General features: G+C 71.8%; 6 protein-coding genes and 1 pseudogene. 6 read left to right on the forward strand and 1 reads right to left on the reverse strand.

Going from position 1 to position 14921, the window contains the following annotated elements; all coding sequences use genetic code 11:
* Positions 1 to 398: 398 nt before the first annotated feature.
* The gene (locus MOV08_RS43025) at positions 399 to 608 is read right to left on the reverse strand and encodes a hypothetical protein (RefSeq protein ID WP_275311585.1); all 210 of its coding nucleotides are present in this window, start codon (positions 606 to 608) and stop codon (positions 399 to 401) included.
* A 402-nt stretch (positions 609 to 1010) separates the two neighbouring features.
* On the opposite strand from MOV08_RS43025, the gene MOV08_RS43030 reads away from it, so the two are divergent.
* From MOV08_RS43030 to MOV08_RS43055, 6 genes and pseudogenes are all read left to right on the forward strand, one after another.
* Positions 1011 to 2090 (forward strand): serine hydrolase domain-containing protein, encoded by a 1080-nt coding sequence (locus MOV08_RS43030; protein ID WP_275311586.1) that lies wholly within the window; start codon positions 1011 to 1013, stop codon positions 2088 to 2090.
* 853 nt (positions 2091 to 2943) lie between these two features.
* Positions 2944 to 4110 (forward strand): cytochrome P450, encoded by a 1167-nt coding sequence (locus tag MOV08_RS43035; RefSeq protein ID WP_275311587.1) that lies wholly within the window; start codon positions 2944 to 2946, stop codon positions 4108 to 4110.
* Between the two features lie 577 nt (positions 4111 to 4687).
* Positions 4688 to 8137 (forward strand): annotated as a pseudogene (locus MOV08_RS43040) (type I polyketide synthase); the annotation flags it as partial.
* 319 nt (positions 8138 to 8456) lie between these two features.
* Complete coding sequence (locus MOV08_RS43045; RefSeq protein WP_275311589.1) at positions 8457 to 12011, forward strand: SDR family NAD(P)-dependent oxidoreductase; 3555 nt, start codon at positions 8457 to 8459, stop codon at positions 12009 to 12011.
* A 92-nt stretch (positions 12012 to 12103) separates the two neighbouring features.
* The gene (locus tag MOV08_RS43050) at positions 12104 to 13594 is read left to right on the forward strand and encodes a beta-ketoacyl reductase (protein ID WP_275311590.1); all 1491 of its coding nucleotides are present in this window, start codon (positions 12104 to 12106) and stop codon (positions 13592 to 13594) included.
* Positions 13595 to 13597: 3 nt separating this feature from the next.
* Positions 13598 to 14860 (forward strand): cytochrome P450, encoded by a 1263-nt coding sequence (locus tag MOV08_RS43055; RefSeq protein WP_275311591.1) that lies wholly within the window; start codon positions 13598 to 13600, stop codon positions 14858 to 14860.
* The last annotated feature ends 61 nt before the right edge of the window (positions 14861 to 14921 follow it).

The following is a 14921-nucleotide window of genomic DNA, read 5'->3' on the forward strand; positions in this document are numbered from 1 at the left end:
GGTGGCAGGGCAGTCCGCAGCTGCCAGGTCGAAGGATTCCCGGTAGCGGGTCGGCCTCGCCCGCGTCGCGCCGCACCAGGCCCGGTTGGCCGCCAAGGCCCCGCAAGAGCAGCACGTGGAAGGCGAAGCGGCGCGCCCACACTGCGGCCGCGCATGGCGATGGCCGGGAGCCGGCCTGGGCTCGTTGCAGCCCGGTCACGGCATGGTCGGCGCTGCGGAGTATGAGTGAGGGGCCTGAACCGACCGGCTCAGGCCTCTTCAGCCCCATCCGCGGGGGACGGATGCGATGGACGCATCACGTCAACGAACCACCGGCGACGACGGTTACGGAGTCCAGGTCAGACCAGCGGTGCGCGGACCGCACCACCTGCGCTGAGCCCGTACGAGCATCACCACAGCTACCGCCAGGCCCACGCCGCGAGCAGGACGACGCCGGCCACGAGGGCCAGAGCGATCAGCGCCGGCCGACGGGTGCGGCCCGGCCCGGCGGTGACCGCAACGAAGGCGACGGAGAACACGCCGACCAGGACCAGGACAGCAACCCACGCCGTCAGGTACGGGGACGCACCTGCGACATGGAAGGCCCAGGTGACTGTCCGACCCAACACCACCCAGGCTCCCGCAGTCAGCAGTGCCCAGATGACGACGAGCTCTCCGTCATATTGCCCACGGTCTACGTAGCCGGGTGATGGGGGCGCAATCAAGCTGGGTCCGGCTTTGTTCACGGATCGGGAGGCACCCGGGGCGAGGTCGGCAGCGGCACCGTGTGCGCTGGGACAACGGCGAGACGCCGCTGTACGAGGGCACGAGGGCACGACGGCACGGGAGCTGGGGAACCGGTGCCCCCTGGTATCCCCCTGACCGGATGTGCTTGGCCGACAACCCACTTCTGGCGACGGCTTGAAGACGGCGAGAATTCCGCGTGTTCGTGCCTGTGTACCGGGACCCACCAAGGGGGAGCTGTGGCAGGGAAGTCGCGCGCGAGAAGACTGACAGCCGTGCTGGGCGCGGTGACAGCGGCAGTGCTGATGCTGCCGTCGTCGGCGTCCGCCCAGCAGGCCGATGACCACGCCGCCGCGCGGGCGGCATTGAGCAAGTTCCAGGCGGCCGGGGGTCCCGGGGCCGGGATCCTCGCCGGCAGCGGCCCCGACTTCTGGACCTACTCCGCCGGTACGGCCGTCATCAACACGAACACGCCCATCCGGCCGGCCGACCACTACCGCATCGGGAGCCAGACCAAGAGCTTCACCGCGGCGGTGGTGATGCAGCTCGTCGACGAGGGCAAGGTCTCCCTCGACGCACCGATCGAGAAGTACCTTCCCGGAGTGGTCGACGGCAACGGCTACGACGGGAACACCATCACGGTGCGGCAACTGCTGCAGCACACCAGCGGAATCCCGACCAACACCACGACGGCCCCGGAGGCCAACCCGGACGGTACCTTCACCCTGGCCGCACTGGTGCGGGACGGGCTCAAGCATCCCCCGGCCTCAGCGCCGGGCGCGGAGTGGCACTACTCCAACACCAATTACGAAATCCTCGGCCTTCTCATCGAGAAGGTCACCGGTTCACCGGTGGCGCAGGTGATCACGAGCCGGATCATCCAGCCGCTCAATCTCACCCAGACCACGTTCCCTGCCGCAGGCAACCGCGCCGTGGCCGAGCCGGCGGTGCACGGGTACAACGGCGTTCGTATCGGCCCGTTCTTCTTCTGGACGGACGTACTGACGGCATTCGAGCCGTCCATCTACAGCACCGCAGGCGCGATGATCTCCACGGAACAGGACATCAGCACCTTCTACCAGGCGCTGATCGGCGGCAGGGTCGTGTCACCGGCGAGCCTGGCCGAGATGAAGAAGGCCAGGGACATCGCCCCCGGCCTCGGCTACGGACTCGGTCTGATCAAGCACCCCCTGCCCTGCGGCGGTGTGGCCTGGGGGCACGACGGCGATGTGACGGGCTACTACACGCAGACCATGGTCACCGAGGACGGCCGCCACGCCGCCGTGGTGACCAATGCGCTCACCCCTCTCAGTAACCCCGTCCAGCCGTTGTACGAGCTGCTCGACACGGCGCTGTGCGAGAAGTGAGCGCCACTGCGCGATGAACCTGACATCCCGGACCGGGGCTGTCTGCGGACAGACAGCCCCGGTCCGGCGGCCGCTGTCCTGGCCGGCTGTCTGGCGGCAGGCTGTGTACCGGTTGAGGGACGAGGTCCGGATGGTCGCCGAGGGGCGATGTGCCCTTCTCCTCCGACACGGCCCGCACGGGGCCCCGTTGTATCCCTTACGTGTGCGCCGTCCTTACGTATGTGTGCGGCGCATCCGGGCGGCACAGAGCCGGGTTCCCCAGGGGGCGCGGCAGCCGACTGCTGAGGGATCGGTGCGGGCTGGGCAGGTTCAGTCATCCGCTCGTCGACGCCGGCCTCAGGTCGTGCCCCTCCAGTGAGTGCGTCGCTCACTGACTGGACGCGACTGAGCTGCGTGAGGATCACCGGCGCCGAGATTCCGACGATGACAGCCGTGTACGCGCCACTGATCTGGCCCGTGGTACCGAAGAGCACCGCGGCCCCGGCACCCTTCGCGCCGTGGACCACCGCCGCGACAGGATCGGCGACGGGGTCGAAATACGGTGGGAACCGTGGCGATTCGCCCTCCTGCCCGGGCGGTCACAGCAGGTAGGCGCGGCGGTCCGCTTGCCGGTCGAGGAACCGGGCGTAGACGTCCAGAAGCCCGCGCAACGTCTCCCGTCGCCCCCGGAAGGATCAGCGTCGGCACAGTCACGGCTTCCCCCGGGTGATTCGGACGGATGGCTGAGTTCCGACCTCAACGGGATCCTACGGAAATTTGGGAATCACCAGTCATACGGTCGTCCTTGATTTCCGAAGGAGTCGAGGTGGTGACCATGCACGACCAGAGCCCGCTGCGAGCCGAGACTTGGCCGATGTCTCGAACCTGCCCCTTCTCCCTGCCGCCGGACTACGCCAGCCTGCGCGAGCACCCCGGCCTGCCCAGGCTGACGGGTCCGAGCGGACGCACCGTGTTCGTCGCCGCACGCCATGAAGACGTCCGCGCCGTGCTCGGCGACGCCCGGTTCAGCTCCGACCGCTCGCACCCGGACTTCCCGTGGATGCGCGTCGGCGAGACCGTGTTCCCCGGCTTCAGGCCCTCGCTGATCGAGATGGACCCACCCGAGCACGGCCCCGCTCGTCGTGCGGTCGCCGGCGAGTTCGCCATCGGCCGCATGCGAGAACTGCGCCCCAAGGTCCAGTGCATCGTCGACGGTCTGCTCGACGATGTACTGGCCGGCGCCGAGTCCGCCGACCTGGTGTCCGCGCTGGCCGTGCCGATGTCCGGTCTGGTGCTGTGTGAGCTGCTCGGCATCCCGACCAGTGACCGGCAGGAGTTCACCACCAACACCACGGTGCTGACGGCCCACGACTCCGCTGATGCGGATCGCGCCGAGTCCTTCCGCTCTCTGATCGCGTACTTCGACGCGCTGTGCGCCACCAAGATGACCGAGCGGCCCGAGGACCTGCTGGGCAGGCTGGCGGGCCACCAGCTCTTCAGCGGCGACGAGAGCCGCTGGGCCATGGTCGAACTGTGCATACTCCTGGTCGTCGCGGGCCTGGAGACCACCGCCACGATGACCGCACTCGGGGTCCTGGCTCTCCTCGAACACCCCGACCAGCTCGCCCTCCTCACCGCCGACCCGGGCCTGACCCCGGCGGCGGTGGAGGAACTGCTGCGGTTCTTCTCCGTCGCCGAGCTGTCCCTGATACGTCGCGCCACGGCGGACGTCGAGGTCGGCGGCACTCTGGTACGGACGGGTGAGGGTGTCGCCGCCCTGTCCGCCGCCGCCAACCGCGACCCCGCGGCCTTCGCCGACCCGGACGCGTTCGATGTCACCAGGGACAATCGCAGGCACCTGGCTTTTGGCTGGGGACCGCACCAGTGCCTCGGCAGGAATCTGGCCCGGCTGGAGCTGCGCATCGTCCTCGACACTCTTTTCCGGCGCATCCCCACTCTGCGCCTGGCCACGCCACGCGACGAACTGCGCTACGTCAACGGCTCCGCGTTCTCGGTATCGGTACTCCCGGTCACTTGGTGACGGAGACAAAAAGCGCCGGCCGTCAGCCATGCGTTTACCGAGTTGCGGGAGAGGTGGTTCATTTCGCGCCGGTCAAATTTGGGCAGGGGTATGGACCGCGCCGCGTTTTCCGGACGAAGGGCTTGCGGTCATGGCGGTTCATGTGGCGGCCTGCTCGTTCAGGTGCATTTCCATGACTTGCTTGTGTAATCTGATATTTGAGTTTCGGGTAGGGGTGAGTTGTCCCGCTGCCCGGTAATCGAGCGGCGCCACTGGTCGAACTCGTGGCCTGCGATTTTGGCCGTTCTCCGCGGATGGCCCGGCGACGGTCAAAGGGAGTGCTCGCCGAGGGATGGCCCGTGCGACGGAATGGTTGCCTCGCTTTTGGCGGGCAGCGGAATTCGGCGGGATCTGCTCCGCGTCACGGTAGTGGTGGAAATTCTTGACAACAGGTCGAAGTTTCTATCGAAAGTCCCAGATTTTGGTCGGTTGGAGGTGTTGTGTGGAATGAGTCTGGGCGCTAATCATGGTGATGCACCTCGATTTATCGGCGTTTGGTTAGATGGTCGCGAGTTCGGTGAATGATTTTGCGTCCATGGTGGCCGACAAAGTCCAAACTTCTCTGGGAGGGCACCGGATGCCGGGCGAATCGATTGCGATTGTGGGAATGGCGTGCCGCTACCCGGGCGGAATAGCCGACCCGGAAGGGCTCTGGCAGGTGGCCAGGGACGGGATCGACGCGATCGGCGAGTTACCGGACGACCGGGGCTGGGACCTGGCGGCCCTCTACGATCCCGACCCGGACCGGCCCGGTACCTCCTACGTCCGGCACGGCGGCTTCCTCTACGACGCCGGCCATTTCGACGCCGAGTTCTTCGGGCTCTCCGCCCGCGAGGCGTTGACCACCGATCCGCAGCAGCGCCTCCTGCTCACGACGGCGTGGGAGGCCCTGGAGAACGCGGCCATCGATCCCACCTCGCTGCGGGGCAGCCGCACGGCCGTGTTCGCCGGCTCGATGATGCACGACTACGCGCCCCGGGTGCATACCGTCCCGGACGGGCTGGAGGGGTACCTGATCACCGGGAACACCTCCAGCGTGGTGTCCGGCCGAGTGGCCTACGTGCTCGGCCTCACCGGCCCCGCGGTCACGGTGGACACCGGCTGCTCCTCGTCGTTGGTGACCACTCATCTCGCGGTGCAGTCGCTGCGTCTCGGCGAGTGCGACCTGGCCCTGTCCGGCGGGGTGACGGTGATGGCGACCCCGGAGATGTTCGTGGAGTTCTCGCGGCTGCGGGGCCTCGCCCCGGACGGCCGGTGCAAGCCGTTCTCCGTGACGGCGGACGGTACGGCCTGGTCCGAGGGCGTCGGAATGCTGGTGCTGGAACGGCTCTCCGACGCCCTGCGGCACGGGCACACCGTGCACGCGCTGGTGCGCGGCACCGCGGTCAACTCGGACGGGGCCTCCAACGGGCTCTCCGCACCCAGCGGGCCGGCTCAGGAACGGGTGTTGCGGGCGGCGCTGGCCGACGCCGGACTGTCCGAGGCGGACGTCGACGCGGTGGAGGCGCACGGCACGGGCACCAGGCTCGGCGACCCGATCGAGGCACGGGCGCTGCTGGCGGTGCACGGCCCGCAGCGGGCGCGCTCGCTGCTGGTGGGGTCGGTCAAGTCGAACATCGGGCACACGCAGGCCGCTGCCGGGGTGGCGGGCATCCTGAAGATGGTGCACGCCACGCGCGACGGCGTGCTGCCGCGCATCCTGCACCTGACCGAACCCAGCCCGCACGTGGACTGGGAGTCCGGCAGGGTCACCCCGCTCGCGGAGGACACGCCGTGGCCGGAGACCGGACTCCCGCGCCGGGTTGGGGTGTCCTCGTTCGGCATCAGCGGCACCAATGCCCATGTGATCCTGGAACAGGCGCCGGAACCCGCGCCCGCCGCGGCACCGCGACCGGCGTCCGCGGTGCCGCTGCTGCTGTCCGCACGGTCGGCGGAGGCGCTGCGGGAGCAGGCCGGCCGGCTGGCCGAGCGGCTCCGCCCGGACCGGGTCGGTCTGCTGGACGCCGGGTTCACGCTGGCGACCGGCCGGGCCAGGTTCGAGCACCGGGCCGCCGTCCTCGGCCGGGACCGGGACTCGTTGGTGCACGGACTGGACGCGCTCGCCGAGGGCGGTTCGGCACCGGGCACGGTCGTCGGGTCACCCTGCCGGGACACCGGTCCGGTGCTGTTGTTCCCCGGCCAGGGCACGCAGTGGACCGGGATGGCCACGGGACTGCTGGAGTCCAGCCCGGTCTTCGCCGGGCACATGGCGGCCTGTCAGGACGCGATGGCGCCGTACGTGGACTGGAACCTGGGCGACGTGCTCACCGACGCGGACGCGCTGCTCCGGGTGGACGTGGTGCAGCCCGCGCTGTGGGCGGTCATGGTGTCGCTGGCCGGACTCTGGCGGGCACACGGGGTGCGGCCGGCCGCGGTGGTGGGCCACTCCCAGGGCGAGATCGCGGCCGCGACCGTAGCCGGCGCGCTGTCCCTGGACGACGGGGCGCGGATCGTCACGCTGCGCAGCCGGGCACTGCGGGCGCTCTCCGGTACGGGCCGGATGCTGTCGGTGGGGCTGCCGAGAGCGGCGGTCGAAGAGTCGATGGCCCGCTGGGGCGAGGATCTCTCGGTGGCCGCGGTCAACGGGCCGCGCTCGACGGTGGTCTCGGGCGCCGTCCAGGCGGTCGAACAGTTCGCCGCCGCCCTGGTCGCCGAGGACATACGGGCGAGCCTGTTGCCGGTGGACTACGCCTCGCATTCGGCGCAGGTCGAACTGCTGCGTGCGGAGCTGCGCGAACTGCTGGCGCCGGTGACTCCGATGGCGGCCGAGGTTCCCTTCCACTCGACCGTGACCGGCGGTCCGGTGGACACCACCGGGCTGGACGCGGACTACTGGTACCGCAACCTGCGCGCCACGGTCGAGTTCGAGGCGACGGTGCGCGGGCTGGTCGTCGCCGGGCACACCACGTTCCTGGAGTCGAGCCCGCATCCGGTGCTCGCCGGCGGCGTGCGGCAGATCCTCGAAGACCACCAGGAGGACCACGACGGGGGCGGCGTGGTGCTGGAGACCCTGAAACGGGACGACGGTGATGCCGACCGCTTCCTGCTGGCGGTGGCCGAGGCAGCCGTGCACGGTGTGGACGTGCACTGGAACGGGCTGTTCGACGACGCCCGGAGTGTGGGGCTGCCGACCTACCCGTTCCGCCAGCAGCGGTACTGGATGCTGCCCACCGCCGCGTCCGGGCCCGTCGCCGGGCATCCGATGCTGGACTCGGTGGTCCAGCTCGCCGGCGGTGGCCTGGTCGCCACCTGTCGGCTCTCTCTCGCCCGGCACCCCTGGCTGGCCGAGCACGAGGTGCGCGGCACCGTGCTGCTGCCCGGGGCCGCGTTCGTCGAACTGGCGCTGCACGCGGGTGAGCGGGCGGGGCTGCCGATGCTGGACGAGCTGGTGCTGGAGAGCCCACTGGTGCTGCCCGAGCGGGGCGAGACCGAGTTGCAGATCGCGATCGGCGAGACGGGTCCGGGCACGCTGGCGATGTACGCCCGGTCCGCGCCGGACGCGCCGTGGACCCGGTACGCGACGGGGACGCTCCGGGCCGCGGGGTCCGCCGGCGCGACCCTGGCGGAGTGGCCGCCGGCCGGTGCCGAGGAGATCGACCTCGACGGCGAGTACGCACGGCTCGACGAGCGAGGTTACGAGTACGGGCCGGCCTTCCAGGGGTTGCGGCGGGCCTGGCGGCTCGGTGCGGAGCGCTGGGCCGAGGTCGAACTTCCGGTCGATCCCGGGCGGTTCGGCCTGCACCCGGCCCTGCTCGACACCGCATTGCACCCGCTGCTGCTGGATGCGGGGGACGCGCCGGTGAGGTTGCCGTTCTCCTGGAGCGGGGTCGCACTCCATGCGGTCGGAGCCACAGCGTTGCGGGTGCGGCTGAGTCCGCAGGGCAACGACTCGTTCGCCGTGGCGCTCGCCGACGCGGCGGGGGAAGCGGTGGCCACGATCAGCGCGCTCGCGCTCCGCCCGTGGGGCCTGTGCGGTCGGGGGCGGCGGGCGTGGACCGGGCGCTGCACCGGCTGGACTGGGTGTCGGTTGCGCGGCGGCCCACCCCGGCGATCGTGGACGCGCCGATCGTGGACGTGGCCGGGCCGGAGGAAGCACTGGCGCGGGTCCGCGAGTTTTTGGGCGCCGACGACGAGAAGGCGACGGACGGTCCCCTGATCGTGCGGACCCGTGGTGCGGTCGCGGTCGCCCCGGAGGACGACCAGGACCCCGACGCCGCGGCGGTCTGGGGCTTGGTCCGCACGGCAGGACCGAACATCCCGGCCGGTTCGTGCTGGTCGACCTGGACCGCCCTGGCGACCCCGAGGACGCCGACTCCGCCCTGGAGCTGGCGTTGGGCACCGGTGAGCCGGAGATCGCCATCCGGGGCGGGCAGGTGTTCGCGCCGCGGCTGGCTCGGGTGACGCGGACGGGGGACCGGCCCGCCCTCGCCGGAGGCACGGTGTTGATCACAGGCGGGACCGGCGTACTCGGCCGGGAGTTGGCCCGGCACCTGGTCACCGAGCACGGGGTGCGGCACCTGGTGTTGGCGGGACGGCGGGGCGGCACGGCGGCGCTCGACTCCGGTCTTGAGGACCTGACCGGCACCGCCGAGATCACGGTCGTGGCATGCGACGTCGCCGACCGGGCCGCCCTCGCGGAGCTGCTGGCGGCGATCCCCGCGCACCGCCCGCTGACCGCGGTGATCCACGCCGCCGGGGTGCTGGACGACGGCACGGTGCGCTCCCTCACCGCCGAACGGCTCGACGCGGTGCTGCGACCGAAGGTCGAGGGTGCGCGCAACCTGCACGAACTGACCGAGCACCTTGACCTGGCCGCGTTCGTGCTGTTCTCCTCCGTAGCCGGTGTCCTCGGCACGCCGGGGCAGGCGAATTACGCGGCCGCCAACGCGTGGCTGGACGGGCTGGCGCAGCACCGCCGCTCGCGGGGACTGTCCGCTTCGTCGATGGCGTGGGGACTTTGGGCGCAGGACACCGGCATGACCGGGCGGCTGGGCGACACCGACCGGGCCCGGCTGCGGCGAACCGGGCTCGTGCCGATGTCCCGCGAACACGGGCTCGCACTGTTCGACGCGGCGCTGGGCACCGACCTGGCGTGCACCGTGCCCGCCCGTTTCGACCTGGCCAACGTGTGTGCGGCAGGTCCGGAGCGGGCTCCGGTGTGGGCCGGGCTGCTCGGCGTCCGGCGGAGCGCGGCCCGGCCGGCCGCCGTGGCCGCGGCGCCCGTGTTCGTCTCCGGTGGCGAGCGGTCGGTGCTCGATCTCGTGCTGGCCACGGTGGGCTCCGTGCTCGGCGTAGAGCACCGGGTGGACCCGACGCGGGCGTTCCGCGACATCGGCTTCGACTCGCTGTCCGGGGTGGAGCTGCGCAACCGGCTCACCGCCGCGACCGGGGTGCGGCTCCCCGCGACCGCGGTGTTCGACCACCCCACCCCCACGGCCCTGGCCGGGTACCTGTCCGGGCAGCTCCCCGACGCGATACCCGGCGGCCGGACACCGGTCGCCGGGCCCGGCCCGCACGACATGGACGACCCGGTGGTGCTGGTCGGCGCGAGCTGCCGCTTTCCCGGCGGGGTGTCCACCATGGACGAGCTGTGGGCGCTGCTGGCCGCCGGGCGGGACGCGATCACCGAGTTCCCGGCAGATCGCGGCTGGAACCTGGACGAGGTCTACCACCCGGAGCCGGGCCGTGGCGGGCGCAGCTACGTGCGGCACGGCGGCTTCCTGGACGGGATCGCCGAGTTCGACAACGGCTTCTTCGGCGTCGCCCCGGCCGAGGCGGTCTCGATGGACCCGCAGCAGCGCATCCTGCTGGAACTGGTCTGGCACGCGCTGGAAGACGCCGGGATCGACCCGACCGCGTTGCGGGGCACCCGCACCGGTGTCTACCTCGGGCTGATGGGCAACGACTATGCGCGCCGCGCGCACCGGACGCCCGAGGACCTCACCGGCGACGTTTCGATCGGCAACGCGGGCAGCGTCGCGTCGGGGCGGCTGGCCTACACGTTCGGCTTCCACGGCCCGGCGATCACGGTGGACACGGCGTGTTCCTCCGCGCTGGTGGCGCTGCACCAGGCCGCGCAGGCGCTGCGGGCCGGTGAGTGCACGGTCGCGCTGGCGGGTGGCATCACGGTGCTCACCACGCCGACGCTGTTCGTGGAGTTCTCCCAGGTGGGGGTGCTCGCCCCGGATGGCCGGTGCAAACCGTTCGACGCGGCCGCGGAGGGCACCGCGTGGAGCGAGGGCGCCGGCCTGCTGGTGATGGAGCGGCTTTCCACCGCGCGCGAACGGGGCCACCGGGTGCTCGCCGTGCTGCGCGGCTCGGCACTCAACTCCGACGGCGCGTCCAACGGGCTGACCGCGCCGAACGGATCGGCCCAGCAGCGGGTGATCCGGGACGCGTTGGCCGTCGCGGGCCTGGCGCCCGGCGAGGTGGACGCGGTGGAGGCGCACGGCACCGGCACCCCACTCGGCGACCCGATCGAGGCCACCGCGCTGCTGGCGACCTACGGGCAGGACCGGGTACCGGTGTTCGCGGCGGCCCTCCAGGAGATCGCCGCCGAACTGGACCCGCTGCTGGACCGGCCACTCGCCGAGATCCTCCGGGACGGACCCGGTGAACGCACCGACCATGCGCAGGCCGCGGTGTTCGCGGTTCAGGTGGCGGTGTTCCGGCTGCTCACCACGATGGGGGTGCGGCCGGACGCGGTGGCCGGGCACTCGGTCGGCGAGCTCGCCGCAGCGCACGCCGCGGGCGTGTTCTCGCTGGCCGACGCCTGCACACTGGTGGCCGCGCGCGGGCGGCTGATGCGCGAACTCGGTGGCGAGGGCGCGATGGTGGCGGTCCAGGTACCGGAAGCCGACGTGCCGGAACTGCTACGCGGCCGCGAGGACCGGGTGGCGCTGGCCGCGGTGAACGGGCCCGCCTCGGTGGTGCTCGCCGGGGACGCGGACGCAGTCCGGGAGATCTCGCAGCGGGTGGCCCACGTGCACCACCTGGCGGTGCGGCACGCGTTCCACTCCCACCACATGGACCCGGTTCTGGACCCCTTCCGGGAGGTGCTGGCCGGACTGGACTTCCGGACACCGGTGATTCCGGTCGTCTCCTCGGTGACCGGCGCACGGGTCACCGAAGAGCTTCGTGACCCGGAGTACTGGGTCCGGCATGCGCGGGAACCGGTGCGCTTCCACGACTGCCTGCGCGCTCTGGACGCGGCGGGCACCAGCACCTACCTGGAGCTGGGACCGGGCGCGACGCTCAGCGCGCTCGGCCAGGAGGCGCTGGGCGGGGACGGTTTCCTGCCGGTGCTACGGCCGGACGCCGACGAGGTGCACGGCCTGCTGACGGCGTTGGCGACCGCGCACACCCGGGGGGTCGACGTGGACTGGGCGGCCTGGTGCGCGGGCGGGCGGGCCGTGCCCCTGCCCGGCTACGCGTTCACCCGGCAGCGGTTCTGGCTGCCCGACGACGACGGGGCCCCCGCCGACCCTCTGCTGCACGGTGTCGAGTGGCCGCTGCTGCCCGTCCCCGGCCCGGTCGCCGACGCGCCGGGGCCGTGGCTGGTGGTGGCCCCGCCGGGCGCGGACTGGGACCGGCTCACCGAGGACGTGGCGGGCGTGCTGGGCGAAGGGACCCGCACCGTGCGCGGCGACGCCGTGGACGGCGAGCACTGGGACCGGCTGCTGCCCGACCTGCCGGGCGGCGGCATCGTGTCCCTCCTGGCGATGGCCGAGGACTCGGACACGCCGCGGGTGCCGACCGGCCTGGCCGCCACCCTGGCGCTGCTGCGGGCGCTGCTGTCCAGAGGCGCGGATACGCCCCTGTGATCGATCACCAGCGGCGCCGTGCGGGCCGACACGGCGGACACCGTGCGAATCCGGAGCAGGCCGCCGTGTGCGGGTTGGTCCGGGTCGCGGGCATGGAAGCGCCCCGGCTGCACGGCGGCCTGGTGGACCTGCCGTTGCGACCGGCCGCGGGGGACCTGGCCGCGCTGCCCGCCGCGCTGGCTGCCAGAGACGAGATCGCGATCCGGGACGGGCTGCTGTACGCCAGGCGACTGGTCCCGGTGCCCCGCACCGAACCCGCCACGACGGAGCCCATCGGCACCGTGCTGGTCACCGGGGGACTGGGCGGCATCGGCGCGCACGTCGCCCGCCGGCTGGCGGCCCGGGGCGCGGAACGCCTGCTGCTGGTCGGCCGCCGGGGCGTGGAGACCCCTGGCGCGACGGAACTGCGCGCCGAACTCACCGCGCTGGGTACCGAGGTCGAAATCGCCGGCTGCGACGTGGCGGACCGCGAGGCGCTGGCCGGGCTGCTCGCCGGGCGGTCGCTCACCGGTGTGGTGCACGCCGCCGGGGTGCTTGACGACGGGGTGCTGGAGGCGCTGTCCGAGGCCCGGCTGGCGCGGGTGTTCGCGGCGAAGGCGGATGGCGCGCGGTTCCTGCACGAGCTGACCGCCGGCCATCCGCTGCGCTTCTTCGTGCTGTGCTCCTCGCTGGCCGGCACCGCAGGCTCGCCGGGGCAGGGCAACTACGCCGCGGCCAACGCCGTCGTGGATGCGCTGGCAGCCCATCGACAGGCCGGCGGCCTGCCCGCGACGAGCCTGGCTTGGGGCCCCTGGCTGGACACCGGGATGACCACGTCCTGGCCTGTCGGCTCGCGGTCGGACAGCGGCGCCACGCCGATGCCCGCCGACCGGGCGCTCGACGCGCTGGAGCGGGCACTGTCCGGCGGTGCGGCGCAGTACGCGGTCGGTGCCGTGGACTGGCCGCGGTTCGCCGCCGCACGGCCGGGGCGCCTGTGCTCCGGACTGCCAGGTGTGGGCGCGGACACCGTGCCCGAACCCGCGAGCGCGTTGCGGGAGCGGCTGGCGGCCACCGCGCCGCAGCGGCGGTCGTTGGTGCTGCTGGAGCTGGTCACCGCCCGGGTCGCCGTCGTTTCGGGCCGGCCGGCCGAAGACCTGGACGCGCACCGGCCGTTCCAGGAGCTGGGCCTGGACTCGCTGGCCGGGGTCCGGCTGCGCAACCTGCTCGGCGCGGACACCGGAGTGCCGCTGGCGGCCTCCGCGGTCTACGACCACCCCACCGCCGCCGCGCTGGCCCGGTACCTCGGCGACGCGCTCGGTGTCGACGAGGGCGACCCGGCCGAGCGGGTCGTACTGGACCGCCTGAGGGAGCTGGAGGCAGCCCTGCTCCGGCGGCGCCCGTCCGCGCCCGTCTCCGAGGAGATCACTACGACACTGCGGCGACTGCTGCGCAGCCAGGAAGACGGCACCGCCGACGAGCGGGCCGCGGTGCCCGACCTGAGCGGCGCCACGGACGACGAGATGTTCACGCTGATCGACGGAGTGCTCGACGACGCGATATCGGACACCGGTCGCACTGCCGGCCGTGCCACGGAGAGGAGCTAGCCCATGTCAGTGCCAAGCCGCCCACCGACCACCGTGCTTGACAACCCGCTGCACGCCCTGCTCGACCGGGAGGTGCTCGCGAACCCCTACCCGTTGTTCGAGCGGTGGCGAGAGCAAGGTCCGCTTTGGACGTCGGACGGTTCCCTGCTGCTGAGCGACCACGACAACTGTCTGGCGGTGCTCAAGAGCCACAAGACCATGGGCAGTGACACGTTCAACGCGCCGGGGATGCGGGAACTCTTCGGCGACCGCGGCGACGAGCCGGTGCTCAACTCGATCTTCTTCATGGACGATCCCGGACACGGGCGGCAGCGGAACCTGGTCAGCAAGGCATTCACGCCACGGATCACCGCGCGCTTCGAGCCGTGGATCCGCGAGATCGTGGACGAACTGCTCCGCGACTGCCTGGCCGACGGCGAGTTCGACGGCGTGCAGGACCTGGCCGCGGTGCTCTCGCTGCGGGTCATCGCGACTCTCCTGGGCATCCCGGGCGAGGACATCCCGATGCTGCGGGAGTGGTCCAGCGACATGGCGCTGTCCACGGAGCTGCCCACGCTGGTGGCCAGCTTCCACTCCGCCGCGATGTTCGACCGCGAGGAACTCGTCCGCATCATCCGCACCACCACCGAACTGCACGGCTACTTCGCGAACCTCATCCACAAGCGCCGCCGCAACCCCGGCGAGGACCTCATCTCCAGCCTGCTCTCCACGCAGGAGGACGGGCGCGGGCTGAGCCGACGTGAGGTGACGAACGTCGTGGTGACCGTGTTCACCGCGGCCCACGAGTCCACCACGAACCTGATCACCAACGGCCTGCTCGCGATGTCGCGCCACCCGGAGCAGTTCCAACTGCTCCGGCAGGACCCGGCGATCGTCGGCGACGTGGTCAGCGAGGCGCTGCGCTACGACTGCCCGATCATGCTGACCGGTCGTGTCGTGCTGCGGTCCGACCGGATCAACGGCCTCGACATCCCCGAGGGCTCGGTGGTCACCCTGGTCCTCGCGTCCGGCAACCGGGACGAGCGGGTGCACCCGAGGGCGGGTCGGTTCATCGCGGACCGGAAGCCGGCCGTGATGAACCTCGCCTTCGGCGCCGGCGCGCACTTCTGCCTCGGCAGCAGCCTGGCCCGGCTGGAGGCGGAGATCGTGTTCGGTGAGCTGGCTCGCCGGCTGCGCGGCTTCCACGTGCACGAGGACTCACTGAGCTACCGCAGGCACGTGGTCGTCCGCGGCCTCGACACCGAACGGATCACCTTCCAACTCTGACCCGCCGTCCGTCGCAGGGAGTCGTTCATGCCCGATGAAGTCAGCACGCTCCGGCAATATC

Origin of the sequence: Streptomyces yunnanensis, from assembly GCF_029011865.1 — a bacterium.
Classification (GTDB): Bacteria; Actinomycetota; Actinomycetes; order Streptomycetales; family Streptomycetaceae; genus Streptomyces; species Streptomyces yunnanensis.